23 protein-coding genes are annotated in these 25,409 nt (G+C 74.8%); 15 read left to right on the top strand and 8 right to left on the bottom strand.

Annotation, left to right across the window (positions count from 1 at the left end):
- Positions 1-165: 165 nt before the first annotated feature.
- Both KUM38_RS07650 and KUM38_RS07645 read right to left on the bottom strand, forming a co-directional pair.
- On the bottom strand, positions 166-942 hold the full coding sequence (locus KUM38_RS07650; RefSeq protein WP_217128516.1) for a hypothetical protein: 777 nt from the start codon (positions 940-942) through the stop codon (positions 166-168).
- Between the two features lie 157 nt (positions 943-1,099).
- A complete protein-coding gene (locus tag KUM38_RS07645; RefSeq protein ID WP_217128515.1) occupies positions 1,100-2,773 on the bottom strand; it encodes a PucR family transcriptional regulator ligand-binding domain-containing protein in 1,674 nt (557 codons plus the stop codon).
- Positions 2,774-3,117: 344 nt separating this feature from the next.
- Between KUM38_RS07645 and KUM38_RS07640 the strand changes: the two genes are divergently transcribed.
- The 5 genes from KUM38_RS07640 to KUM38_RS07620 all read left to right on the top strand — a co-directional run bounded on the left by KUM38_RS07640 (position 3,118) and on the right by KUM38_RS07620 (position 9,935).
- A complete protein-coding gene (locus tag KUM38_RS07640) occupies positions 3,118-4,008 on the top strand; it encodes a xanthine dehydrogenase family protein subunit M (RefSeq protein ID WP_217128514.1) in 891 nt (296 codons plus the stop codon).
- Entirely contained in the window at positions 4,008-4,580 is a 573-nt protein-coding gene (locus KUM38_RS07635) for a (2Fe-2S)-binding protein (protein ID WP_217128513.1), read from the top strand. The genes KUM38_RS07640 and KUM38_RS07635 overlap by 1 nt, the downstream gene beginning before the upstream one ends.
- Before the next feature lie 2 nt (positions 4,581-4,582).
- Positions 4,583-6,967: a xanthine dehydrogenase family protein molybdopterin-binding subunit gene (locus KUM38_RS07630; RefSeq protein WP_217128512.1), complete on the top strand. Its 2,385-nt coding sequence runs from the start codon at positions 4,583-4,585 to the stop codon at positions 6,965-6,967.
- A gap of 308 nt (positions 6,968-7,275) precedes the next feature.
- The gene (locus KUM38_RS07625) at positions 7,276-8,733 is read left to right on the top strand and encodes an NCS2 family permease (protein WP_217128511.1); all 1,458 of its coding nucleotides are present in this window, start codon (positions 7,276-7,278) and stop codon (positions 8,731-8,733) included.
- Positions 8,734-8,783: 50 nt separating this feature from the next.
- Complete coding sequence (locus tag KUM38_RS07620; protein WP_217128510.1) at positions 8,784-9,935, top strand: XdhC family protein; 1,152 nt, start codon at positions 8,784-8,786, stop codon at positions 9,933-9,935.
- A gap of 14 nt (positions 9,936-9,949) precedes the next feature.
- Here the strand turns inward: KUM38_RS07620 and KUM38_RS07615 are convergent, their stop codons facing one another.
- The 4 genes from KUM38_RS07615 to KUM38_RS07600 all read right to left on the bottom strand — a co-directional run bounded on the left by KUM38_RS07615 (position 9,950) and on the right by KUM38_RS07600 (position 13,771).
- Complete coding sequence (locus KUM38_RS07615; RefSeq protein WP_217128509.1) at positions 9,950-10,390, bottom strand: SRPBCC family protein; 441 nt, start codon at positions 10,388-10,390, stop codon at positions 9,950-9,952.
- Between the two features lie 121 nt (positions 10,391-10,511).
- Complete coding sequence (locus tag KUM38_RS07610) at positions 10,512-11,432, bottom strand: RNA polymerase sigma-70 factor (protein ID WP_217128508.1); 921 nt, start codon at positions 11,430-11,432, stop codon at positions 10,512-10,514.
- Positions 11,429-12,634, bottom strand: a complete 1,206-nt coding sequence (locus KUM38_RS07605) for an NAD(P)/FAD-dependent oxidoreductase (protein ID WP_217128507.1) — start codon at positions 12,632-12,634, stop codon at positions 11,429-11,431. Before KUM38_RS07605 ends, KUM38_RS07610 begins: the two co-directional genes overlap by 4 nt.
- Before the next feature lie 360 nt (positions 12,635-12,994).
- A complete protein-coding gene (locus KUM38_RS07600; protein ID WP_217128506.1) occupies positions 12,995-13,771 on the bottom strand; it encodes a polysaccharide deacetylase family protein in 777 nt (258 codons plus the stop codon).
- A 283-nt stretch (positions 13,772-14,054) separates the two neighbouring features.
- Here KUM38_RS07600 and KUM38_RS07595 point away from each other — a divergent pair, with 283 nt between their 5' ends.
- The 9 genes from KUM38_RS07595 to KUM38_RS07555 all read left to right on the top strand — a co-directional run bounded on the left by KUM38_RS07595 (position 14,055) and on the right by KUM38_RS07555 (position 22,033).
- The gene (locus KUM38_RS07595; RefSeq protein WP_217128505.1) at positions 14,055-15,059 is read left to right on the top strand and encodes a glycosyltransferase family 2 protein; all 1,005 of its coding nucleotides are present in this window, start codon (positions 14,055-14,057) and stop codon (positions 15,057-15,059) included.
- On the top strand, positions 15,056-15,640 hold the full coding sequence (locus KUM38_RS07590) for an HAD-IIIA family hydrolase (RefSeq protein ID WP_217128504.1): 585 nt from the start codon (positions 15,056-15,058) through the stop codon (positions 15,638-15,640). The genes KUM38_RS07595 and KUM38_RS07590 overlap by 4 nt, the downstream gene beginning before the upstream one ends.
- The gene (locus tag KUM38_RS07585; protein ID WP_217128503.1) at positions 15,637-16,641 is read left to right on the top strand and encodes a glycosyltransferase family 9 protein; all 1,005 of its coding nucleotides are present in this window, start codon (positions 15,637-15,639) and stop codon (positions 16,639-16,641) included. The genes KUM38_RS07590 and KUM38_RS07585 overlap by 4 nt, the downstream gene beginning before the upstream one ends.
- On the top strand, positions 16,638-17,588 hold the full coding sequence (locus tag KUM38_RS07580) for a glycosyltransferase (RefSeq protein WP_217128502.1): 951 nt from the start codon (positions 16,638-16,640) through the stop codon (positions 17,586-17,588). The genes KUM38_RS07585 and KUM38_RS07580 overlap by 4 nt, the downstream gene beginning before the upstream one ends.
- Complete coding sequence (locus tag KUM38_RS07575) at positions 17,585-18,802, top strand: glycosyltransferase (protein ID WP_217128501.1); 1,218 nt, start codon at positions 17,585-17,587, stop codon at positions 18,800-18,802. The genes KUM38_RS07580 and KUM38_RS07575 overlap by 4 nt, the downstream gene beginning before the upstream one ends.
- The gene (locus KUM38_RS07570; protein ID WP_217128500.1) at positions 18,802-19,080 is read left to right on the top strand and encodes a hypothetical protein; all 279 of its coding nucleotides are present in this window, start codon (positions 18,802-18,804) and stop codon (positions 19,078-19,080) included. The genes KUM38_RS07575 and KUM38_RS07570 overlap by 1 nt, the downstream gene beginning before the upstream one ends.
- 130 nt (positions 19,081-19,210) lie before the next feature.
- Entirely contained in the window at positions 19,211-20,164 is a 954-nt protein-coding gene (locus KUM38_RS07565; RefSeq protein WP_217128527.1) for a glycosyltransferase family 9 protein, read from the top strand.
- A 100-nt stretch (positions 20,165-20,264) separates the two neighbouring features.
- Positions 20,265-21,140 (top strand): glycosyltransferase family 2 protein, encoded by an 876-nt coding sequence (locus KUM38_RS07560; RefSeq protein WP_217128499.1) that lies wholly within the window; start codon positions 20,265-20,267, stop codon positions 21,138-21,140.
- Complete coding sequence (locus KUM38_RS07555; protein ID WP_217128498.1) at positions 21,137-22,033, top strand: glycosyltransferase family 2 protein; 897 nt, start codon at positions 21,137-21,139, stop codon at positions 22,031-22,033. Before KUM38_RS07560 ends, KUM38_RS07555 begins: the two co-directional genes overlap by 4 nt.
- 214 nt (positions 22,034-22,247) lie before the next feature.
- Here KUM38_RS07555 and KUM38_RS07550 read toward each other — a convergent pair whose 3' ends face one another.
- Positions 22,248-23,177 (bottom strand): polysaccharide pyruvyl transferase family protein, encoded by a 930-nt coding sequence (locus KUM38_RS07550; RefSeq protein ID WP_217128497.1) that lies wholly within the window; start codon positions 23,175-23,177, stop codon positions 22,248-22,250.
- Between the two features lie 100 nt (positions 23,178-23,277).
- Here KUM38_RS07550 and KUM38_RS07545 point away from each other — a divergent pair, with 100 nt between their 5' ends.
- Positions 23,278-24,372, top strand: a complete 1,095-nt coding sequence (locus tag KUM38_RS07545) for a winged helix DNA-binding domain-containing protein (protein WP_217128496.1) — start codon at positions 23,278-23,280, stop codon at positions 24,370-24,372.
- A 101-nt stretch (positions 24,373-24,473) separates the two neighbouring features.
- Here the strand turns inward: KUM38_RS07545 and KUM38_RS07540 are convergent, their stop codons facing one another.
- Complete coding sequence (locus KUM38_RS07540; protein ID WP_217128495.1) at positions 24,474-25,265, bottom strand: trypsin-like serine protease; 792 nt, start codon at positions 25,263-25,265, stop codon at positions 24,474-24,476.
- Between the last annotated feature and the right edge of the window lie 144 nt (positions 25,266-25,409).

The following is a 25,409-nucleotide window of genomic DNA, read 5'->3' as shown; positions in this document are numbered from 1 at the left end:
GTCCCGACCCCGGGGCGCTGCCCCCGGACCCCCGCTCCTCAAACGCCGGAGGGGCTGGAAGTCAGCCCGTCCGGCGTTTGAGGACGAGGCCCGTTCAGGGCCGAAGGGGGGTCTGGGGGCGCAGCCCCCAAGGACGGGAAGGGAAGGGGCGGCGGGGCGACATCCCTACGCCGTCGCCGCCCCCGGTGGGGCCAGCTGGCGGGCCAGCCAGGTGGGGACGCCGCCCAGGAGGCGGAAGAGGCGGCGGGCCTCCTCGCGGAGGCGGGAGGCCTCCGGTTCGGTCTCCGTGTCGGCCAGGGAGACCAGGGCCGGGGCCGTGCCGACGAGGTAGCCCAACTCCTCGCGGATGCGCAGGGATTCGGCGAAGCCGTGCCGGGCCTCCGCCAACTCACCGTCACGCAGGGCGAGTCCGGCCAGGTGGCGCCAGGTCGCCGAGAGCAGCAGCGGGTCGGCGTGCGCGGTGGCGCCCGCGTGGGCGCGCCGGTACGCGGCCCGTGCCGCCTGCGGCGACCGGGTGAGGTTCTCGGCGATCAGCCCGCGCCGGAAGTCCAGCAGGGCCCGCCCCGCCGCGCCCGGAGCGATCAGCGCCGCCGCCCGGCCGAGCGCGGCCCGCGCCTCGTCGGCACGGTCGCGGACCTGGAACAGCGTGGCGGCGTAGGCCAGGTAGCCGCGTTCACAAGCGGCGGCCCCCCGTTCGTCGTCGCTGTGCGCCGACGCCTCGGCCGTACGCAGCGCGTCCTCGGCCTCCTCCCACCCCGCCTCGGTGTACAGGCACCGCTCCACCAGCAGCGACGCCCGCTGCAGCGCCGCGTCCGGGCCGGCCGGTTCGAGCAGGGCGGCGGCGTCGGCCCAGCAGGCGCGGGAGCGCAGCCGCCACACCGCCGTCTGGAGGGGGTCGTCATCGGCGGTCGTTCCGTCACCGGACATGGCGGTATGCGCCACGTTGCCCTCCCCGAGCACGCCATCGAGCTGTTGAGTGGTGGCCGCATCTCAGCACGAACCACCGGGCCCGGCCAAGAGGGTGGGTGAAGGATTTCACAAAGTCCTGGATCGCGGACGCGAATCGCGCGCCCGAATGCGCGCCCGCGTCCGGACGGGTTCAGCTCATCCGCAGCGCGAGGAAGAAGTCCAGCTTGTCCTCCAGCCGGGACAGGTCACGGCCCGTCAGCTGCTCGATGCGGCCGACGCGGTAGCGCAGCGTGTTGACGTGCAGGTGGAGACGGGACGCGCAGCGGGTCCAGGAGCCGTCGCAGTCGAGGAACGCCTCCAGGGTGGGGATCAGCTCGGCGCGGTGCCGGCGGTCGTAGTCCCGCAGGGGATCCAGGAGGCGGGCCGTGAAGGCGCGCCGTACGTCGTCGGGGACGAAGGGGAGCAGCAGGACGTGCGAGGCGAGCTCCTGGTGGCCGGCCGCGCAGACCCGGCCCTGACGGGCCGCGGCCACGCGCCGGGCGTGCCGTGCCTCCTCCAGCGCCCCGCGCAGTCCCTCCGCCGAGTGCACGGCGGCGGAGACGCCGAGGGTGAGCCGGCCGTCGCCGTCGAGCCCGGCCGTGAGCGGGTCGCGCACGGACGCGAGGAGCGCGTCGGCGAGGATGCCGGTACCGGGGCCGTCGTGCTCGCCGGTCACCGCGGGCAGCGGTACGAGGGCGACCGCCTCGTCGCCGGTGTGGGCCACCGCGATGCGGTCGGAGTGCTCGGGTCCCGTGGCCCCCGGGTCGACCAGGATCTCCTCCAGCAGCGCCTGGGCCACCGGCCCGCCGTCGACCTCCCCGCCGTCCCAGTCGACGTGGGCCACCACGACCTGCCAGTGCGGTGCGGCCCCGAGCCCGGGCAGCAGCACCGGCGCGGCCACCCGCAGCCGTGCCGCGATCTCGGCGGGTGCGGCGCCCGTCTGCACCAGCTCCAGCACCTCCTGCGCGAGCCGGCGCCGCACCGTGCGCGCCGCGTCCCTGCGGTCCCGTTCGACGGCGATCAGCTGGGTGACGCCCTGCAGCAGATCCAGCCGCTCCTCGGCCCAGTCCCCGGCGTCCGCCTCGACCGCCAGCACCCAGTCCGACAGCACCGTCTCGCGCACGTCATGCGACGCCGGAGCGGAACGCCCGCTGCCGCGCACCGGGAAGAGGCTGTACGTCGTCTGGCCCTGCGTGACCCGGTGCGGGCCGCGCCGGCCGGTGCGGGAGGCCGCCAGCTGCTCCGCGGCGAGCCGCGCGCACACGTCGGCGGGCAGGGACGGGCCCGCCGCCTTCGACCCCGCGATCAGCCGGCCCGTGGGCGAGAGCACCCACGCCCGCAGGTCCAGGTCCGAGCCCAGCAGGTCGAGCACGACCTCCGGGCCGCCGCCCGCCGGACCGGAGGTCATCATCCGCCGGTGCCGGTCCACCACGGCCGCCAGGTCACCGGCGCGCTCACCGGAGACCTGCCGCACGACATGCTCGGTGATGGTCGCGAAGGCCACCGACTCGTGCACCGCGAACAACGGCAGCCGGTGCCGCGCGCAGGCCACGACCAGGTCGTCCGGCACGTCGCCCAGCTCCGCCGTACCGGCCGCGACGGCGGCCACCCCGGCCTGCGCCAGGATCCGTACGAACGGCTCGGAGTCCGCCGCGTCCCGGCGCCAGGCCAGGCCCGTGAGCACCAGTTCCCCGCCGGAGAGATAGCGGCTGGGGTCTCTCAGGTCGGTGGTCATCACCCCGCGCACCCCGCGCTCCAGCTCGTCCTCGCCGCCGAGCAGCCTCAGGCCCAGCGCGTCGGTGTCCAGCAGTGCGCGCAGCCGCATTCTCGTCTCCGTCGTTTCTTGTCTCGATACCTGCGATGGACCGTGGAGGGATCTTCCGGAGAGGGCCCGTCGGGTGGCTGATCAGCGGTGTCGGCCGTGTCCTGGACCGTGGCCCCTGTTTCCGGAGGAAGGTGGGGAGGTTGCAGAGGACCTCCGTTCATACGAATCTACAAGATGCCCTCGCTGGCCAGCCAACTCCTTCATGGTTTCCGTGACTGACCCCCGTGGAGGGCACGGCGGTGTACTGGCCGCACTCCGAGTGAACCGCACAGGAACGAGCCGGGCCCGCCGCACACGGATTGGCTCGATCCGTACGCCCCACGAGACGAAGAAGAGAGCCGGTCATGGACTTCCTTCGCCCCGCCAGCTGGGAGGAGGCGCTCGCCGCGAAGGCCGAGCACCCCGCCGCTGTGCCGATCGCGGGCGGCACCGACGTGATGGTCGAGATCAACTTCGACCACCGCCGGCCCGAGTACCTCATGGACCTGAACCGCGTCGGCGACCTGTACGAGTGGGAGGTCGGCGAGGACAGCGTACGGCTCGGCGCCTCCGTCCCGTACGCGCGGATCATGGAGCACCTGCGCGCCGAGCTGCCGGGCCTCGCCCTCGCCTCCCACACGGTCGCCTCCCCGCAGATCCGCAACCGCGGCGGCGTCGGCGGCAACCTCGGCACCGCCTCACCGGCCGGCGACGCCCACCCGGCGCTGCTCGCCGCCGGAGCCGAGGTCGAGGCCGAGTCGGTGCGCGGCTCGCGGCGCATCCCCATCGACGCGTTCTACACGGGAGTGAAGCGCAACGCGCTGGCGCCCGACGAACTGATCCGCGCCGTCCACATCAAGAAGGCCGAAGGACCGCAGCAGTACTCCAAGGTCGGCACCCGCAACGCCATGGTCATCGCCGTGTGCGCCTTCGGCCTCGCCCTGCACCCCGGGACACGGACGGTGCGCACGGGCATCGGCTCGGCCGCCCCGACGCCCGTCCGGGCGCGGGCCGCCGAGGAGTTCCTGAACGCGGCGCTGGAGGAGGGCGGCTTCTGGGACAACGGGAAGGTCATCACCCCGTCCGTCGCGAAGCGGTTCGCGGACCTGTGCGCCGCCTCCTGCAACCCGATCGACGACGTGCGCGGCACCGCGGGCTACCGCCGTCACGCGGTCGGTGTCATGGCCCGCCGCACCCTGACCTGGACCTGGGAGTCGTACCGCGGCGCCCACCGCAGCACGGAGGGAGCCGCGTAATGCGCATCGACTTCACCGTCAACGGACGCCCCCAGGAAGCCGACGACGTCTGGGAGGGCGAGTCCCTGCTGTACGTGCTGCGCGAGCGGCTGGGCCTGCCGGGGTCCAAGAACGCCTGCGAGCAGGGCGAGTGCGGATCGTGCACCGTGCGGCTCGACGGCGTGCCCGTGTGCTCCTGTCTCGTCGCCGCCGGTCAGGTCCAGGGCCGCGAGGTCGTCACCGTGGAGGGCCTGGCGGACTTCGCCGAGCAGCGCTCCCGCGGCACCGGCGCCCGCGGCACCTCACTGGACGAGGCCCAGGGGTGGCAGGCCCGGGGCACCGACTCGCAGACCGGCGAGGGCACCGAACTCTCCCCGGTCCAGCAGGCGTTCATCGACGCCGGCGCCGTCCAGTGCGGCTTCTGCACCCCGGGTCTGCTGGTCGCCGCCGACGAGATGCTCGAGCGCAACCCCGATCCGACCGACGCGGACATCCGCGAGGCCCTGTCGGGCAACCTGTGCCGCTGCACCGGCTACGAGAAGATCATGGACGCGGTCCGCCTGGCCGCCGCCCGCCAGTCCGAGGGGGCCTGAGCATGCCGACGAACGGGATTCCCACCACGATCACACAGGGCTCGGGGACCAGGGGCGGCATCGGCGAGTCCACCCTCCGCCCCGACGGCACCCTCAAGGTCACCGGCGAGTTCGCGTACTCCTCCGACATGTGGCACGAGGACATGTTGTGGGGCCACATCCTGCGCTCCACCGTCGCCCACGCCGAGATCGTGTCGATCGACACCAGTGAGGCCCTCGCCACCCCCGGCGTGTACGCCGTGATGACGTACGACGACCTGCCGACCGACGTGAAGAACTACGGCCTGGAGATCCAGGACACCCCCGTCCTCGCCCACGGCAAGGTCCGCCACCACGGCGAACCGGTCGCGATCGTCGCCGCCGACCACCCGGAGACCGCCCGCCGCGCCGCCGCGAAGATCAAGGTCGAGTACCGCGACCTGCCCGTCATCACCGACGAGGCCTCCGCCCTCGCCCCCGACGCGGTCCTCGTCCACGAGAACCGCGACGACCACCACAGCGGCCACGTCCCGCACCCCAACATCGTCCACCGCCAGCCCATCGTGCGCGGCGACGTGGCCGCGGCCCGGCGCCGCGCGGACGTGATCGTCGAGGGCGAGTACACCTTCGGCATGCAGGACCAGGCCTTCCTCGGCCCCGAGTCCGGCCTCGCGGTCCCCGAGGAGGACGGCGGCGTCCACCTCTACATCGCCACCCAGTGGCTCCACTCCGACCTGCGCCAGATCGCGCCCGTCCTCGGCCTGCCCGAGGACAAGGTGCGGATGACCCTGGCCGGCGTCGGCGGCGCCTTCGGCGGACGTGAGGACCTGTCCATGCAGATCCACGCCTGCCTGCTGGCCCTGCGCACCGGCAAGCCCGTCAAGATCGTCTACAACCGCTTCGAGTCCTTCTTCGGCCACGTCCACCGCCACCCGGCCAAGCTGTACTACGAGCACGGGGCCACGCGTGAGGGCAAGCTGACCCACGTCACGTGCCGCATCGTCCTCGACGGCGGCGCGTACGCCTCCGCCTCCCCGGCCGTGGTCGGCAACGCCTCCTCGCTCGGCATCGGCCCGTACGTCGTCGACGACGTCGACATCGAGGCCCTCGCCCTCTACACCAACAACCCGCCCTGCGGCGCCATGCGCGGCTTCGGCGCGGTCCAGGCGTGCTTCGCGTACGAGGCGCAGATGGACAAGCTGGCGGCACGGCTCGGCATGGACCCGGTGGAGCTGAGGCAGCTCAACGCCATGGAGCAGGGCGCCCTCATGCCCACCGGGCAGCGTGTCGACTCCCCGGCGCCGGTCGCCGAACTCCTGCGCCGCGTCAAGGCGATGCCCATGCCGCCGGAGCGCCAGTGGGAGTCCAGCGAGGGCGCCGACGTGCGCCAGCTGCCGGGCGGCCTGTCCAACACCACGCACGGCGAGGGCGTCGTCCGCGGGGTCGGCTACGCCGTCGGCATCAAGAACGTCGGCTTCTCCGAGGGCTTCGACGACTACTCCACCGCCCGGGTCCGCATGGAGGTGGTCGGCGGCGAGCCGGTCGCGACCGTGCACACCGCGATGGCGGAGGTCGGCCAGGGCGGCGTCACCGTCCACGCGCAGATCGCCCGCACCGAGCTGGGCGTCGGCCAGGTGACCATCCACCCGGCGAACACGCGGGTGGGCTCGGCGGGTTCGACCTCCGCGTCCCGGCAGACGTACGTCACCGGCGGCGCGGTCAGGAACGCCTGCGAGCTCGTCCGGGAGAAGGTGCTGGAACTCGGCCGGCGCAGGTTCGGGTCGTACCACCCGGCCTGGGCGAGTGCCGAACTCCTCCTGGAGGGCGGCAAGGTCGTCACCGACGGCGGCGAAGTCCTCGCCGACCTGGCGGACGTCCTCGGCGACGAGGCCGTCGAGGTCGAGGAGGAGTGGCGGCACCGGCCGACCGAGCCCTTCGACCTGCGCACCGGGCAGGGCAACGGCCACGTCCAGTACTCCTTCGCCGCGCACCGCGCCGTCGTCGAGGTCGACACCGAACTCGGCCTGGTGAAGGTCGTCGAGCTGGCCTGCGCGCAGGACGTCGGCAAGGCGCTCAACCCGCTGTCCGTGATCGGCCAGATCCAGGGCGGCACCACCCAGGGCCTGGGCGTCGCGGTCATGGAGGAGATCGTCGTCGACCCGAAGACCGCGAAGGTACGCAACCCGTCCTTCACGGACTACCTCATCCCCACCATCCTCGACACCCCGACCATCCCCGTCGACGTACTCGAACTCGCCGACGACCACGCCCCGTACGGCCTCCGAGGCGTCGGAGAGGCCCCCACCCTGTCCTCGACCCCGGCGGTCCTGGCGGCCATCCGCGACGCGACGGGCCTGGAACTGAACAGAACCCCGGTCCGCCCGGAACACCTCACCGGAACCGTGTAGAGGCCGAGGCCCGCCGCGACAGGCAGACACGTGCCAACACCGCGCGCCGCTGCGGGCAGTCGTGCCGCAGGGCGGCACGGGTGGGCGGTGGGGGTACCTCCCGCTCGAGCGCAGCCGAGAGCGGGGGAGGCACCCCGACGCCGGGCAGGCGACCCCACCCCAAGGTCACCACCACCCCACGGTCGCCCCCGGCGCCGTACACCTTGTTCGTCTCGGGCCGTCCCCCGGGTCGTGCACCTCCCCACATCCCGACCCTGCCCCGAGCGGCAGCGTCAGGGTGCCCCTATGAACCTTGGGAGCAGGCCCACATGACCCAGCAGCCACTCAAGCCGGCGACCACCGCCGACGACGTGGACGCGGGACCCCGCGTCCCCGCCGGCCGGTCCTGGCTCGACCGGTACTTCCACATCACCCGCAGAGGATCCACCGTCGCCCGTGAAGTGCGCGGCGGCGTCACCACCTTCATGGCGATGGCGTACATCCTCCTCCTCAACCCTCTGATCCTGTCCGGCCAGGACGCCGCCGGGAACACCCTCGGCCGCACCGCCCTGATCACGGCGACCGCCTTCGCCGCCGCCCTCACCACGCTCCTGATGGGCCTCGTCGGCAGGGTGCCGCTCGCCCTCGCCGCCGGCCTCTCCGTCTCCGGAGTGCTCGCCTCGCAGGTCGCGCCCGTGATGACCTGGCCGCAGGCCATGGGCATGTGCGTGATGTACGGCGTGGTCATCATGCTGCTCGTGGTCACCGGCCTGCGCGAGATGATCATGAACGCGATCCCGCTCGCGTTGAAGCACGCGATCACCATGGGCATCGGCCTGTTCGTCGCCCTGATCGGCTTCTACAAGGCCGGCTTCGTGCACCAGGGCGAGGCGACCCCGGTCACCCTCGGCCCGGCGGGCGAACTGGCGGGCTGGCCGGTCCTGTTGTTCGCCGTCACCCTCCTCGCCGTCTTCATGCTCCAGGCGCGCGGCATCCCCGGCGCCATCCTGATCGGCATCGGCGGCGGCACCCTGCTGGCCGTCACGCTCAACGCGTTCGGGGTCGTCGACCCGGAGCAGTGGGCGAGCGGCGCCCCCGAACTGCACGGCGGTGCGGTCTCGATGCCCGACTTCTCGGCCTTCGGGGACGTCGAGTTCGGCGGCTGGGGCGAGGTCGGCGCGATGACGGTCGGCATGATCGTGTTCACGCTCGTCCTCGCCGGCTTCTTCGACGCGATGGCGACGATCATCGGCGTCGGCACCGAGGCGAAGCTCGCCGACGACAAGGGCCGGATGCCGGGCCTGTCCAAGGCGCTGTTCATCGACGGCGCCGGCGGTGCGATCGGCGGTGTCTCCGGCGCCTCGGGCCAGACGGTGTTCGTCGAGTCGGCGACCGGCGTCGGCGAGGGGGCCCGCACCGGCCTGTCCTCCGTCGTCACCGGGCTCTTCTTCGCCGCCTGCCTGTTCTTCACCCCGCTGACGGCGATCGTGCCGGGCGAGGTCGCCGCCGCCGCGCTGGTGGTGATCGGCGCGATGATGATGACGAACGCGCGCCATGTCGACTGGGCCGACCGCGCCACCGCGGTCCCGGTGTTCCTGACCGTGGTGATCATGCCGTTCACGTACTCGATCACCGCGGGCGTGGCCGCCGGGGTCATCTCCTACGTCGCCGTCAGGACCGCCCAGGGCAAGGCGCGGGAGATCGGGGCCTTCATGTGGGGCCTGACGCTGATCTTCGTCGTCCACTTCGCCCTCGCCCCGATCGAGAGCTGGCTGGGCGTGCGCTAGCCGCCGTTCACGGGCACCTGTCACGCAACCGCAGTCGAGGAGACCGAGACATGCTGGACATCGCCGAGGAGCTGAACCGGTGGACCGGGCAGGACCGCGACTTCGCGGTGGCCACCGTGGTGGCGGTCGGCGGCAGCGCGCCCCGCCGGCCCGGAGCCGCGCTGGCGGTGGACGCCGACGGCACGGCGATCGGCTCGGTCTCCGGCGGTTGCGTGGAGGGCGCGGTGTACGCGCTGTGCGAGCAGGCGCTGAGGGACGGCGGCACCGTCCTGGAGCGCTTCGGCTACAGCGACGAGGACGCCTTCGCCGTGGGTCTGACCTGCGGCGGGACCATCGACATCCTGGTCACACCGGTACGGGCGGCGGATCCCGTCCGTCCGGTGCTCGCGTCCGCGCTCGCCGCCGCCGCACGGGGGGAGGCGGTGGCGGTGGCGCGGATCGTGAGCGGACCGGCGGAGCTGACGGGCCGCGCGCTGACGGTCCGCCCGGACGGCTCGTACGAGGGCGGCTTCGGTGACCGTCCGGAGCTGGACCGCACGGTGGCCGCCGAGGCGGGCGCCTTCCTGGACGCCGGCCGCACCGGCACCCTGGAGATCGGAGAGGGGGGCTCGCGTTGCGGAGCACCGCTCACGCTGCTGGTCGAGTCCTCGCTCCCCCCGCCCCGGATGATCGTCTTCGGCGCGATCGACTTCGCGTCGGCGCTGGTCCGGGTGGGCAAGTTCCTCGGCCACCACGTCACGGTGTGCGACGCGCGGCCCGTCTTCGCCACGAAGGCCCGCTTCCCCGAGGCCGACGAGATCGTCGTCGAGTGGCCGCACGAGTACCTGGAGCGCACGTCGGTCGACGCGCGCACGGTGCTGTGCGTCCTGACCCACGACGCGAAGTTCGACGTACCGCTGCTGAAGCTCGCCCTGCGGCTGCCGGTGGCGTACGTCGGCGCCATGGGCTCCCGCCGCACCCACCTGGACCGCGACGCCCGGCTGCGCGAGGTCGGCGTGACCGAACCGGAGCTGGCCCGCCTGCGGTCACCGATCGGCCTGGACCTGGGCGCCCGCACACCGGAGGAGACGGCGCTGTCCATCGCGGCGGAGATCGTCGCGAGCCGGCGCGGCGGCAGCGGCGTGTCCCTCACCGGGGCCCACACCCCGATCCACCACGACAGCGCGTCCGGGCCGGCGGGCCGGACCGGGTCGGTGGCCTGAGCGCCCCGGAGCCCTCACGCCTGCCGCAGCAGGCGGTTCACCGCCCGCCCGAACATCCGGCGGCCCGCCCCCGCCAGTACCGCGTCGCAGAAGGAGGGCAGGAAGCGGACCCGGATGTCCTCCCGCCAGATCACCCGCGCCCGGCCGCCCGGCCCCGGCCGTACCTCGATCTCCGCCCAGCCGGTGACGACACGGCCGCGCTTCTCCAGACGGCAGTACCCCGGTGAGCCGTCCTCCGGGGGCCGCCACACCGTCACGTCCATCGGATCGTCGAAGGAGAGCGGGCCGAGGCCCGTGCGGGCGACGACCCTCGTGCCCTCGCCGACGGGCGGGGGAGTGGTCACCGTCATCCGGGTCAGCGGGACCACCTCGCCGTGGCGTGACCACGTCGTGAGTCGCCGCCAGGCCTCGTCGAGGGGGAGGGGCGCCGTGCGCTGGAGCTGGAAGGTGGCCACGGGGGAATCCTAGGAAATCCCCCTGGCCCGTCGGCACGTCCGGGTACGGGTCATCCGCCCGGCCCGGTCCCCGGTGGTACCGGCACCGCTCGCGCCCGGCGGCAGCACGCGGTGACGACGCTCACCGCGTTCCGAGGTCATGAGCGGTGCCGTCGGCGACGGCCTGGAGTTTGTCCGGGTTGGCCACGTTGTGGATGGCGGTGATACGGCCGTCGGCGTCGAAGTCGAAGGTGACGGTGGCGATCACGCGTTCCGGCCCGCTGAACACGATGCCCGGCCCACCGTTGATCCCGACGAGTTCGGCTTTCATGTCGGCGGGCTCGACGCCCTGGTAGGTGACGGTGCCGATGGCCGCGAACCAGGTGGCCACCGTGGCCGCGCCCACCACCGGGCGCAGGGCCTGGCGGACCTTGCCGCCGCCGTCGGTCCACAGGGTGACGTCCGGGGAAAGCAGTTCCATCAGGGCGTTGACGTCCCCGCCGGTCGCGGCGGCGAAGAACCGCTCGGTGGCCTCGCGCTGCCGCGACCGGTCGGCGGCGAAGCGCGGCCGCCGGGCCCGCACGTGCTCGCGGGCCCGGTGCGCGGCCTGCCGCACCGCGACTTCGGAACGCTCCACCGCCTCGGCGATCTCGGCGTGGCTGAAGTCGAAGACCTCCTTCAGCACGAACACCGCGCGCTCCAGCGGGCTGAGCGTCTCCAGCACCACCAGCATGGCCATCGACACCGACTCGGCGTCCGTGACGACCTCGGAGGCGTCCCCTCCGGTGAGGACGGGCTCCGGCAGCCACGGCCCCACATAGGTCTCCCGCTTGTGCCGGGTGGAGCGCAGCCGTTCCAGCGCCAGGTTCGAGACGATCCGTGTCAGGTACGCCTTGGGGTCGGCCACCTGCGAGCGGTCCGCGGCGGACCACTTGATCCAGGCGTCCTGGACCGCGTCCTCGGCGTCGGCGGCGCTGCCCAGGAGGCGGTAGGCCACGGAGAACAACAGCCGCCGGTGCTCGTGGAAGACCTGCTGGTCGGGGTGGGCGGGCAGGTCGGTCACTTGGTCCCCCGGGTCCGGGTGAAGCGGCCCCCGCGGGGCCAGAACGCGCCCGAGGCGGGCATCTTCTTCATACGGCCGTACGTCGGCCAGGGCGAGGCGGTCACCGTCTCCTTGTACCGGACGGCCGTGCGGCCGGTCAGGCAGAACCGGCGCGGGCTGTCGTCGGGCCGGGTGAACTGCACCACGGCGTCGCCGCGTCCCAGGCTCACCGGCGTGTGGTAGTAGCCGAAGCGGAACGGCTTGGGCTGCCTGCCCCCGAGCACCCGGTCGATCGACAGCGCGGCGTGCACCCCGGTCGGCATGCCGCCCTGGCAGGTGCCGTGCATGACGCCGTACCCCTGGCGAATCGCGGCCGCGTCGCCGATCGCGTACACCTCGGGGTGGGACACCGACCGCAGCGCGGCGTCGGTGACGATGCGTCCACGCTCATCGACGGTCAGCCCGGCGGCGGCCGCCAGCGGCGACACCCGCGTGCCGCTCGTCCACAGGACCGCGTCGGCGACGATGCTCTCCCCGTCCGCCAGTTCCACCGCGTCGGGCAGCACCTTCACCACCTCGACGCCGGCGCGCACCCGGACGCCCAACCGGTCGAGCGCGGCGTGCAGATACGCCTTGGCCTTCGGGTTCATGGCCGCACCGGGCTCCTGCCTGCCCAGCAGCACCACGCTCAGCCGCGGGTGCCGCTCGGCGATCTCCGCGGCCGACTCGATGCCGGTCAGCCCGCTGCCCGCGACCACCACCGTGCCGCTGCCGAGCCGCGCCAGCCGGTCGGCCAGCAGTTCGGCGTCCTGGGCGCCGCTCAGGGTGTACGCGTGGTCCTCGGCCCCCGGCACCGCCGAGGTGTCGGCGACGCCGCCCAGCCCGTACACCAGGGTGTCGTAGGGCAGTACCCGGTCGTCGTCGATCCGCACGGTCTTCGCGTCCGCGTCCACCGCCGTCACCCAGCCGCGCACGAACCGCGCGCCCGTGCCCTCCAGCAGCTCCGGGACGCTCAGCTCGGCGAGCCGCTGCCCGGTCGCCGTCATGTGCAGCCGCATGCGCTCGGTGAACCGCTCCTGCGCGTTCACCACCGTCACCCGCACCCCTTCGCGCCGCTTCACCCGGGCCGCGAGCTGAACGGCTGCGGCCACGCCCGCGTACCCGGCCCCCAGGATCACCACGCGGTGCGCGGTCGCCGTGCCGGTCTCCTGCCGTGTGCTCATGGTTCCGTCCTCCTCGGTTCGCTTGTCGACGCCCACCAGATGGGAGCAGGCGGCCCGGACGTGACACGGGTCGGATGTGATGCGCGACACAGGTCGAATCGGGGGTCCGCCGGAAGGTGGGCGAAGGGGTCCGCGAAGCCGTCACGACCCGGCGGGCGCGACGACTGCCGGTCCCCTCGGGGCAGAGGCCGACAGGGGTTTCCGGTCGAGCGGCGGAGGACTTCGCGACGCCCGCACCGGTGAGGTGGCGCTCGACCGCCGCGGTGTACGACGACGGCGGGGCGGACGGAAGCGCCACCCGGGCGCGTGGCACACGCGACGTGCTCTTGTTTCCGGGTCCGGTCCCCGGTGGTGCCGGTGCTACCGGTACACCTCCCCCGGCTCCGCCTCCCCCGGGGCCAGCAGCTGGGGAACCGTCACGAACACGTAGCCCCGTTTCTTCAGCTCGGCGATGATGCCGGGGACGGCCGGGACCGTGCCGTCGTAGAGGTCGTGGAGCAGGATGATGCCGTCGCGCGAGGCCTTGGCGAGGACGCGGCGGGTGATGAGGCCGGAGTCGGTGGTCGTGTAGTCCTTCGCGGTCACGCTCCACAGCACCTCCGACAGGCCCAGCTCGCGGCTGATGTCGTGCACGGTGTCGTCGGTGCGGCCCTGCGGCGGGCGCATGAGGGTGGGACGGCGGCCGGTGAGGCGTTCTATCTCCTCATTGGGGCGTTCGAGCTCCTCGCGTATCTCGTCCGGCTCCAGCTCCGTCAGGCGGCGGTGGGTCCAGGTGTGGTTGGCCACCTCGTGCCCCTCGTCGGCCATCCGCCGGACCAGCTCCGGGTACCGCTCGATGTGCCGCCTGCCCAGCAGGAAGAAGGTCGCCGGGACCTGCTCCTCCTTCAGGATGTCCAGCAGCCGCGCGGAGTGCTCGCTCGGACCCGCGTCGAACGTGAGCGCGATGCACTTGGCCTTGCGGCAGTCGACGGTGCCGAAGCGGGCCTGGACGTCGGTGGCGCGGACGGCGCTGGGGGCGGTCGTCTCCAGTCGCGTGCAGCCGCTCAGGGCCAGCGTCAGAACCGTGGTCGCGGCCATGACCGCCGCCGCCCGGAACGAGGTCCCCGTTTTCTTCATCTTCCTGGTCAGAGAAGGCATGGGCGGACTATACATATCGTCTATACACGTGATGTATAGTCTGTTTTGCGTGCCCGCGTTCGGGTGGTTCTCGCCGTGTGAGGGGCGTCACGCGCCGGGCGGTCGTTCCCTGGACCGATGCGGAAAAATGCCCGAACCGTGCACATGGGGCAAGCTGTGTCCAAGTGTTTGACACGACCGCGAATGCGGCACCCGCGTCCCGGTAGCAGCCCCACGCCTCAGAGGGACGGAGCACAGCCCCGATGCGCATCCTCGGTACCAGGGCCCGGAAAAGGGCGTTCGGATGACGTCGTACGCCGTCGTGATCCCCACCCTGCTGCGGGACACCCTCGCCGACTGCCTCGCCGCGCTGGCCGCGGCGCGCGGGCCGCGCCCCGACGAGATCGTCCTCGTCGACGACCGGCCCGACCCCGATCCCGCGCCCGACGCGCTGGCCCACGCGCTCACCGTCCTCGGTGACCTGCGCGAACGCACCACCACCGTCGCCACCGGCGGCCGGGGGCCCGCCGCCGCACGCAACACCGGACTGCGCACCGTCACCGCGCCCTGGGTCGCCTTCCTCGACGACGACGTCCAGGTGGGGCCGCACTGGTGCGCACAGCTCGTGCACGACCTGACGGAGGCGTCCCCCGACACCGCCGGCATCCAGGGCGTCATCACCGTGCCGCTGCCCGACGGGCGCCGCCCCACCGACTGGGAACGCGGCACCGCCAAACTCGCCCGGGCCCGCTGGATCACCGCCGACATGGCCTACCGCACCGAGGCCCTCCGGCAGGTCGGCGGCTTCGACGAACGCTTCCCCCGCGCCTTCCGCGAGGACGCCGACCTCGCGCTGCGCCTGCTCGACGCCGGCTGGCGCATCCGCAAGGGCCGCCGCACCACACTGCACCCGGTGCGCCCCGCCTCCCGCTGGGCGTCGGTGACGCAGCAGCGCGGCAACGCCGACGACGCCCTGATGCGGCACCTGCACGGCCCCGACTGGTGGGACAAGGCGGTCGCGCCGCGCGGCCGGATCCGCCGGCACGCCGCGATCACCGCCGCCGGTGCCGCCGCCTGCGCCCTCGCCGCCGCCGGGCACCGCCGGGCGGCCACCGCCTGCGCGCTCGGCTGGGCCGCCGGAACCGCCGAGTTCGCCCGCGCCCGCATCGTGCCCGGGCCGCGCACCCGCGACGAGGTGACGACCATGCTGGCCACCAGCGTCGTCATCCCGCCCGCCGCCACCTGGCACCGGCTGGCCGGGGCCTGGCGCCACCGCAACGCCCCGGCCTGGCAGGAGGTGGCCCGATGAGCCCGGTGAGGGCGGTGCTGTTCGACCGCGACGGCACGCTGGTCCACGACGTCCCCTACAACGCCGACCCCGACCTGGTACGGCCCGTCGACGGCGCCCGCGAGGCGCTCGACGCGCTCCGCGCCCGCGGCATCCGCACCGGCGTCGTCACCAACCAGTCCGGCATCGCGCGCGGACTGCTCACCGAGGCCGACGCCCGCCGCGTCAACCGGCGCGTCGACGAACTCCTCGGCCCCTTCGACGTCTGGGCCATGTGCCCGCACGGCCCCGACGACGGCTGCCACTGCCGCAAACCCCGGCCGGGCATGATCCTCCGGGCCGCCGGCCGCATCCGCACGGACCCGGCCGACTGCGTCGTCGTCGGTGACATCGGCGCCGACGTGGAGGCCGCGCGACGCGCCGGCGCCCACGCCATCCTCGTCCCCACGCCGCAGACCCGACCCGAGGAGACCTCCACCGCTCCCCACCTGGCTCCGGACCTGCCGGCGGCGGTGCGCCTGCTCCTCACCGCCCCGCCCTGGGACCGGCCGGACGCGGACGCCCGCGGGACCGGGCGGCCGCTGCGGGGGAGGTCCGTGTGAAAGCCCTCGTCACCCGGCTCGACAGCTTCGGCGACGTGCTGCTCGCCGGGCCCGCCGTGCGGGCCGTCGCCGCCCGGGCCGACACCGTGACCCTGCTGTGCGGGCCGCACGGGGCGCCCGCCGCGCGGCTGCTGCCCGGGGTGGACGAGGTGCTCGTCTGGGACTCGCCGTGGACCGGGTTCCAGCCGCCCGAGGTCAGCCGGGCGGAGATCGACGCCGTCGTCGACGCCGTCGACGCCGTCGACGCCGACAGTGCGCTGATCCTCACCTCCTTCCACCAGTCCCCGCTGCCCACCGCCCTCCTCCTGCGCCTGGCCGGCGTCCGCTTCATCGCCGCCGACAGCGAGGACCATCCCGGCTCCCTCCTCGACGTACGCCACCACCGCGCCCCCCACGCCCACGAGGTGGAGGCCGCGCTCGACCTCGCCGAAGCCGCCGGTTTCCCCCGGGCCGACGACGGACGGCTGCGGGTGCTCCCGCCGCCCGCGACCGGCGCGCTGACCGGCCTCGGGGAAGGGGAGTACGTCGTCGTCCACCCGGGCGCCAGCGTGCCCGCCCGCGCCTGGAGCCCCGACCGCTGCGCGCAGGCGGTGCGCGAACTCACCGCCGCCGGACGCCGGGTGGTCGTCACCGGCGGCGCGGGGGAGCGGGACCTGACCGCGTACGTCGCGGGCGACCGGGCCGTCGACCTCGGCGGCCGCACCGGAGCCGCCGAACTCGCCGGCGTGCTCGCCGGGGCCGCCTGCGCGGTCACCGGCAACACCGGTCCCGCCCATCTCGCCGCCGCCGTCGGCACCCCGGTGGTGTCCCTGTTCGCGCCGGTCGTCCCCGCCGAGCGCTGGCGCCCGTACGGGGTGCCGTACGTGCTGCTCGGCGACCAGGACGCGCCGTGCGCCGGGACCCGCGCCCGGCGCTGCCCCGTACCCGGGCATCCCTGCCTGGACACCGTGACCGCGCTCGACGTCGTCGCCGCCGTCGACAAGCTCGTGGAGGTGACATGAGGATCCTGCTGTGGCACGTGCACGGGTCGTGGACCACGGCCTTCGTGCAGGGCCCGCACACCTGCCTCGTCCCCGTCACCCCGGACCGCGGCCCCGACGGACTCGGCCGCGCCCGCACCTTCGACTGGCCCGACTCGGTCGTCGAGGTGCCCCCGGAACGCCTGCGCGAGGAGCACGTCGACGTCGTCGTCCTGCAACGGCCGCACGAACTCGCCCTGGTCGACCGGTGGCTGGGCCGCCGCCCGCCGCTGGTCTACCTCGAGCACAACGCCCCGCACGGCGACGTGCCCGACACCCGACACCCGGCGGCGGACATCCCCGGCGTCACCCTCGTCCACGTCACCCACTTCAACCGCCTGATGTGGGATGCCGGGAGTACGGGGACCACCGTCATCGAGCACGGCATCGTCGACCCCGGACCGCGGTGGACCGGTGAACTCCCGCACGCCGCCGTCGTCGTCAACGAGCCGGTGCGGCGCGGCCGCACCACCGGCACCGACCTGCTGCCGGCCTTCGCCGACGCCGCGCCCCTCGACGTCTTCGGGATGAAGACCGACGGGCTCGCCGGCCACCTCGGCCTGCCCGCCGACCGCTGCCGCTCGTACGAGCTGGTCCAGGCGGACCTGCACGCGGCGCTGGCCCGCCGCCGGGTCTACGTCCACCCCGTGCGCTGGACCTCCCTCGGCCTGTCCCTGCTGGAGGCGATGCACCTGGGCATGCCCGTCGTCGCCCTCGCCACCACCGAGGTCACCGAGGCGGTACCGCCCGGCGCCGGCGTGGTGTCCAACCGGATCGACGTACTGACCGACGCCGTACGGGACTTCGCCGCCGACCCGCAGCACGCCCGCCGCACCGGTGAGCGCGCCCGCGCGGCGGCGCTCGCCCGCTACGGGCTGTCCCGCTTCCTGGACGACTGGGAGCGGCTGCTCAAGGAGGTGACCCGATGAGGATCGCCATGGTGTCCGAGCACGCGAGCCCGCTCGCCGCGCCCGGCGGCGTCGACGTCGGCGGCCAGAACGTGTACGTGGCGCGGCTCGGCGAGGAGCTGGCCCGGCGCGGCCACCGCGTCACGGTGTACACCCGCCGTGACGCGGCCGGCCTGCCCGACCGGGTGGAGCTGCCCGGCGGCGCGGTCGTCGAGCACGTGCCCGCCGGACCGCCCGAATCCGTGCCCAAGGACGAACTGCTGCCCCACATGCCCGCCTTCGGCGCGTACCTCGCCCGGGCCTGGCGCCGGGAGCGGCCGGACGTCGTGCACGCCCACTTCTGGATGTCCGGCCTCGCCGCCCGGTTCGGCGCACGCCCGCACGGCCTCCCGGTCGTGCAGACGTACCACGCCCTCGGCACCGTCGAGCGCCGCCACCAGGGCCACCGGGACACCAGCCCGCCCGAACGGCTCGGCGTCGAACGGCACATCGGCCGCACCTGCGCCCGCGTCCTCGCCACCTGCACCGACGAGGTGAACGAACTCGCCGCCATGGGAGTGCCCGGACAGCACGTGTCGGTGGTGCCGTGCGGCGTGGACGCCGGCCGCTTCCGCCCCGGCGCCGACGGCACGTCCGCACCCCCGCGCCGCGCGCGCCACCGGCTGCTCGCCTGCGGCCGGCTGGTCCGCCGCAAGGGCTACGACCAGGCCGTCCGCGCACTGACGAGGATCCCGGACACCGAACTCGTCATCGCCGGCGGTCCCGCCGCCGGACGGCTCTCCCGCGAGCCGGAGGCCCGGAGGCTGTGGCACCTCGCGCACCGCTCCGGCGTCGCCGGCCGGGTGCGGCTGCTCGGCGCGGTCGACCCGGCCGGCATGCCCGCCCTCGTCGGCAGCGCCGACCTGGTGCTGTGCACCCCCGTCTACGAGCCGTTCGGCATCGTGCCGCTGGAGGCGATGGCGTGCGGTGTCCCCGTCGTCGCCACCGACGTCGGCGGCCACCGCGACAGCGTCGTCGACGGCACCACCGGCCGGCTGGTCCCGCCGCAGGACCCCGGCGCGGTCGCCGCCGCCGTGCGGGAACTCCTCGCCGACGCCGCGCTCCGCCGCCGCCACGGCACCGCCGGACGCGCACGCGTGCTGGCCCACTACACCTGGGACCGCGTCGCCGACGGTGTCGAGGACGTCCACCGGCAGGTGCTGACCGCACACACGACACCGGAAGAGGTGGCCTGATGACCGCGCACCCGCCCGTGACCGGACACGGCGGCCGGCTCCGCGACGGCCCGCGGGCGTCGTACGCCGCACTCCCGGTGCCCGGCCGCGACAGCGGCACGCACGGCCCCGACGCCGGACCGCGGGCCGGTGCCGGGCGGCGGGCCCGGCGCGGTGCGGGGCGGCGGGCCCGGCGCGGTGCGGGGCGTGCCGGGCGGTGCGGCCCCCGTGCCGTCCGGGCGACGCGGCGCCACCGCCCGGCCGCCGGGGCGCGGTCCGGTCACGGCCGGGCCGGGTGAAGGACGGGTGTCCACGGCCGCGGAACACGGGCCGGTGCCGGGGCGCGGACCCGGGCCGGCACCGGGAGGCGCCGACGCGGCGCCCGCCCCGTCCGCCCGACGGGACACCGCCGGCCCACGGCCACGGCTCCTGGTGCTGCGCGCCCTCGGGCTCGGTGACCTGCTCGCCGGGGTTCCCGCGCTGCGGGCGCTGCGGCGCGGGTTCCCCGGGCACGAACTCGTGCTGGCGGCGCCCGCCGGGCTCGCGCCGGTCGCCGGGGCCACGGGAGCGGTCGACCGGGTGCTGCCCGCCTCCGCGCCCGGGCGGACCGTACCCCGCGCCCTCGACTGGACCGGGCCGCCCCCGGACGTCGCCGTGGACCTGCACGGCAACGGGCCGCCCAGCCACCGCCTGCTGCAGGACCTGCGCCCCCTGCGACTGCTCGCGTTCGCGCACCCCGGGACACCGGAGATCGAGGGCCCGCCCTGGTACGCGGACGAACACGAACGGGACCGCTGGTGCCGGCTGCTCCGCTCGTACGGCATCGACGCCGACCCCACCGACCTGCTGCTCCCCCGGCCGGCCGCCGCGTCCCCCGCCCCCGGCGCCGTCGTCCTGCACCCCGGCGCGGGGGCACCCGCGCGCCGCTGGCCCGTGGAGCGGTACGCGACCGTCGCGGGGGTCCTGCGCGGGCGCGGGCTGCGGGTGGTGGTCACCGGGGGAGCGGACGAGGACGACCTGGTGGCGCGGCTCGCCAAGGAGGCCCGGCTGCCCGACACCGACGTCTTCGCCGGCGGCCTGCCCTTCGGCCGGCTCTCCGCGCTCGTCGCCGGCGCCCGCGCCGTCGTCAGCGGCGACACCGGCATCGCCCACCTGGCGGTCGCCCACGCCACCGCGACGGTCACCCTCTTCGGCCCGGTCCCGCCCACCCGGTGGGGTCCGCCCGCGCACCCCCGCCACATCCCCCTGTGGCACGGCCCGGAGGGCGACCCCCACGGCCACCACCCCGACCCGGCCCTCCTGCGGATCACCCCCGACGAGGTCCTGCACGCCCTCGGCCGGCTCCCCGGCGGACGCCTCCCGGAAAGGGCGATCACCCCATGACCGTCCCGCCCACGGGCCACCGCCGACGGCCCGGACGCGCGCTGCCGGGACCCGTCCCGGCGGCTGTGGGGCGGCCGGCCGGCGGAAGGGAGCACGCGTCATGACCCGTCGCCCGCGTCTCGGCGTCGTCATCGCCACCCGCGACCGCCGCGAGCGGCTCGCCGTCACCCTCCGGCAGCTGCGCTCCCTGCCCGAGCGGCCCGAGATCCTCGTCGCCGACAACGCCTCCACCGACGGCACCCGCGCCATGATCACCCGGGACTTCCCCGGGGTGCGGGTGCTGGCGCTGCCCGTCAACCACGGCGCGCTCGCCCGCAACCACGGGGCCCGCGCCCTCGACACCCCGTACGTGGCGTTCAGCGACGACGACTCCTGGTGGGCGCCCGGTGCCCTCGGCCGGGCGGCCGAGCTGTTCGACGCCCATCCCCGGCTCGGCCTGCTCGCCGCCCGCACCCTCGTCGGCCCGGACGCGGACCCCGACCCGCTCAACGACGTCCTCGCCGGCTCCCCCCTCGGCCCGGCCACCGATCTCCCCGGCACCCAGGTGCTCGGCTTCCTCGCCTGCGGTGCCGTCGTCCGCCGGTACGCCTATCTCGACGCGGGCGGCTTCCACCGGCTGCTGTTCTTCGGCGGCGAGGAGACCCTGCTCGCCTACGACCTGGCCGCGCGCGGCTGGGGCGTCACCCACTGCCCCGACGTCGTCGCCCACCACCACCCGGCCCCCGCGGTCCGCCCCGGCCGCCCGGCGCTCCAGCGCCGCAACGCGGTCCTGACCGCCTGGCTGCGCCGCCCCGTCCCGTACGCCCTCGCCCGCACCGGAGCCCTCGCGGCCGAGGCGCGCGGCGACGACCAGGCCCGGCGCGCCCTGCGGGAGACCCTCACCCGCCTCCCGGCGGCCCTGCGCGAGCGCAGGCCGCTGCCCCCGCACGTGGAACGGGCCGCCCGCCTGCTGGAGCCGGAGAGGACGACCGCATGACCGACCCCCGCACGACCGTCGTCGTCATCACCCACGACCGGCGCCCCGAACTGCTGCGCACCCTCGGCGAACTCGCCGCCCTCCCCGAGGAACCCCCGGTGATCGTCACCGACAACGGCTCCACCGACGGCACCGCGGAAGCCGTCGCCCGCCACCACCCGGACGTCCGCCTGCTGCGCCCCGGCCGCAACCTCGGCGCCGTCGGCCGCAACCTCGCCGTACGGGACGTCCGCACGCCGTACGTCGCCTTCTGCGACGACGACTCCTGGTGGTCGCCCGGCTCCCTCGCCGGCGCCGCCGACCTGCTCGACCGGCACCCCGCGCTCGGCTCGGTCACGGCGCGGATCATCGTCGAACCGGACGGCACCGACGACCCGATCGTCCGCGAACTGCGCGAATCGCCCGTCCCCGGCCCGCCCTGGCTGCCCGGCCCCGCCCTCGGCTCCTTCCTGGCCGCCGCGACCGTCCTGCGCGCCGACGCCTTCCGCACCGCCGGCGGCTTCCACCCGCGCCTCTGGCTCGGCGGCGAGGAGGAGCTGCTGGCCGCCGACCTGGCGGCCGACGGCTGGTGGCTCACCTACGCCGATCACCTGACGGTCCACCACCAGGCGTCGGCCGCGCGGGACGCCACCCTGCGCCGGGTGCACGGCATCCGCAACACCCTGTGGTTCACCTGGCTGCGCCGCCCGGCCCGTTCCGCCCTGCGCCGCACCCTGCACCTGGCCCGCACCGTCCCCCGGGACACCGCCTCCCTGCGCGCCTTCGCCGAGGCCGCCGCGGCCCTGCCCTGGGTCCTGCGCGAACGCCGGGTCCTCCCCCACGAGGTCGAGTCCCGCCTGCGCCTCCTGGAACCCGCCCAGCGCACCTCCACGGCCCGCCGCTACACCGGCTGAGCCCGCGCTCCCCGGGCGTTCGCCCTTGGGGCCGCGTCCGCGTCCGCGTTCCGTGCGCGGGCCGCGGCTGCGCCGGCCTTCGCCCTCCCGCAGTTCCTCGTCGGCGGCCGTGTCGGCGTCCTGGCCGGAGACCCCGGAGTCCTCGGCGTCCTTGCGGAGCCGGGCCCGGCGGGTGTCGTACGTCTTGCGTCCGGGTGCCCGGGAGCCGTCCCGCCTAACCGGTGCCGGCGCGCGGCGCCAGCACCTCCACCAGCCGGTCCGCCCCGTCCGGCACCCGCCCCTCACGGAACGCGTCGCGCACCTGCCGGGCGGCCACCCGGCCCGAGGTCAGACACCAGTCCCACCACCGCTCCAGCCGGCGCGCGTCCAGCCGCTCGGCGGCGAGCAGGGCGGGCCAGCCGCAGGCCCGGGCCTGCGCGGTCACCTTGGCGCCGCCCGCCACCGGGTCCACCGCCAGCACCGGCGTGCCGACCCGCAGCGCCAGCACCAGCCCGTGCAGCCGGTCGGTGACGACGAGGTCGAGCCGGGCCAGCACCGACTGCACCTGCGCGGGCGTCGCGCTCAGATGCCAGTCACGGGTGTCCAGCCGGGTCTCCAGCTCCAGCCGGGCACAGTCCTTCCCGGCCAGCCAGCGCGTCACCTGCTCCGCGACCTGCCCGTGCCGCCGCTGCCGCCCGTACTCCTGCTGCCCGTGGGTGAGGATCACCCCGACCACGGGCCGCGCGGGCACCGCCGGGGCGCGCGCCGCCAGGTCCTCGGACGGCTCGCTGCCGGGGGCGTCGCGCGCCAGCACGCGGTGGAAGCCGGTCACGGCCGCGCTGCCCGGGTCGACCACCGACGTCCCCACGGCGATCCGCACGCAGTGCGCGAAGCGCCGGTGCAGCTCCTCGACCTGCGGCCCGTGCAGCGGCCCGCACACGAACACCAGGTGCGAGTAGTCGCCGGGCCGTACGTCGTCGAAGTGCGGCGCCTCCGGCCGGAAAACGGGGCTCCAGACGACGTCGTACGCCATCCCGGCGCCCCGCAGCACCTCCTCCACGCGGCGCAGCGCCAGCACGTCCCCGGCGGTCGCCTCCCCGTCGCGGAAGCTGAACCACCCGGTCAGCAGGACCCTGCGCGGTCCCGGTCGCTCTCGCCCGTACACAGTGCGCCCCGGGTGCCCGCTCCGGCGGGAGGCAATCAGCACCGCACGCCCGCGGCCATCGCGGACAGCATCCGACCGCGACGGCCGCTAGCGTGCGGACATGACGACGACGAAGCAGGCGCTCGGCACGCGGGCGCTGAACCGGGCCACCCTCGAGCGGCAACTGCTGCTGCGCCGCTCGCCGATGTCCGCCGAGGACGCGGTCGCGCACCTGGTCGGGCTCCAGGCGCAGAACGTCAAGCCGCCCTACTACGCGCTCGCCGCCCGCCTCGACGGCTTCACTCCCGAGGCGCTGTCCCGGCCGATGGCCGACCGCGCCGTCGCCCGCATCGTCACCCTGCGCTCGACCATCCACACCCACACCGCCCGCGACTGCCTCACCCTGCGGCCCCTGGTGCAGCCCGCCCGCGACCGCGAGCTGACCCAGTTCCGCAAGGGGCTCGCGGGCGTCGACCTGGACCGGCTCGCCGCCCTGGCCCGTGAACTCGTCGAGGCGGAACCGCGCACCATGAAGCAGCTGCGCGAGGCCCTGCTGAAGGAGTGGCCCGACGCCGACCCGGGGTCCCTCTCCGTCGCCGCCCGCTGCAAGCTCCCCCTCGTGCAGATCACCCCGCGCGGGCTGTGGGGCCGTAGTGGCCAGGTCACGCTCACCACCGCCGAGCACTGGCTGGGCGGGCCCGCCGAGCCGGCGCCGGCGCCGGACGCCACCGTGCTGCGCTACCTCGCCGCCTTCGGACCGGCCTCCGTGAAGGACATGCAGACCTGGGCCGGCCTGACCCGGCTGCGCGAGGCCTTCGAACGCCTCCGCCCGGACCTCGTCACCTTCCGCGACGAGACCGGCGTCGAGCTCTTCGACCTGCCGGACGCGCCCCGCCCCGACCCGGACACCCCCGCCCCGCCGCGCTTCCTGCCCGAGTTCGACAACCTGCTCCTCTCCCACGCCGACCGCACCCGCGTCGTGCCGCCCGAGTACCGGGGCCGCCACTGGCAGGGCAACATCGCCCACCGCACCCTCCTCGTCGACGGGTTCCTGGCGGGGCTGTGGCGGCTGGACGAACACGCCCTCGTCATCGAGCCGTTCGGCCGGCTCGGCGGGCGGCAGCGGGACGAGGTCGTCGCGGAGGGGGAGCGGATGCTCCGCGTGCTGCACCCGGGGACGGCGCACGACATCCGCTTCGGGACCGTACGGGGGTGAACGCGGGCATGGAGAGGGGGCGTTGCGGGCTGCTCGTGGAAGCCCGCAACGCCCCCTGGTCTGCCACCTGAGGGGTGCTCAGGAACTCATGGGGGTGTCCGTCACCCGTTGACCTGTGCCGTCACGTCCGCGGAGAACGTGGTCAGCCGGGTGTAGACGCCCGGGTAGCCGGCCGCCGCGCAGCCGTCGCCCCAGGAGGTGATCCCCGCCAGCCGGCCGCCGATCAGCAGCGGTCCGCCGCTGTCGCCCTGACAGGTGTCCACACCGCCGGAGGAGTAGCCGGCGCACACCATGTCGCTCTGCACGTACCGGCTGCCGTAGGAGCCGCGGCAGCTGGTGTCGGAGACGGTCGGCACGGTCGCGGTGCGCAGCTGGTTGGAGGAGCTGCCGTTGGAGGAGGTGGTGCCCCAGCCGACGATGCGGGCGGTCGTGCCGGCCGCGTACACCGAGGTGTCGGAGGAGGAGACGTAGGGCGCCGTGGTGTACGGCATCGACGTCGACAGGGTCAGCACGGCCACGTCGTCGCCCCGGGTGACGCTTCTGTAGCTGGGGTGGATCCATATCCGGCTGACTCTGGCGACCGTGCCGTTGGTGCCGTTGCGGTAGGTGCGCCCGCCGACCACGCGCACGCTGCTCGTGGTCTCGCCGACCATGCAGTGCGCGGCCGTGACCACCTTGGTGGGCGAGACGAGGGTGCCGCCGCAGAACTGGTTCTGCGAGGCGTCGGTGATCTGCATCATGAACGGGTACGCGGACGTCGTGGTCGTCGTACCGCCGACGATCGGCTGCGGGGCGGCGACGGCGGAGGGGGCGGCGATCAACGCCGTCGCGGCGGCGGCAGCGGTGGCCGCGACGGCGGCGGCGGCCTTCTTGGCACGGGTGAGCCCGGACATGGGTCTCCTCATGGGTTGCCGGTGGGGGTCGCGCGGGGTGGGGGTCGAGCACGAGGGCCTCGGGGCCGGCCCCCGTGTGCCCGGCGAGCGGCACGCCGTTACGCTACGACCCGGAGCGCGATCGTCCCAATGAGGGAACCCCCT

Source organism: Streptomyces sp. AC558_RSS880, from assembly GCF_019049255.1.
Lineage (GTDB): Bacteria > Actinomycetota > Actinomycetes > Streptomycetales > Streptomycetaceae > Streptomyces.
The sequence above is the reverse complement of the archived record's forward strand: the minus strand, read 5'-3'. Positions and strand labels throughout refer to the sequence as shown.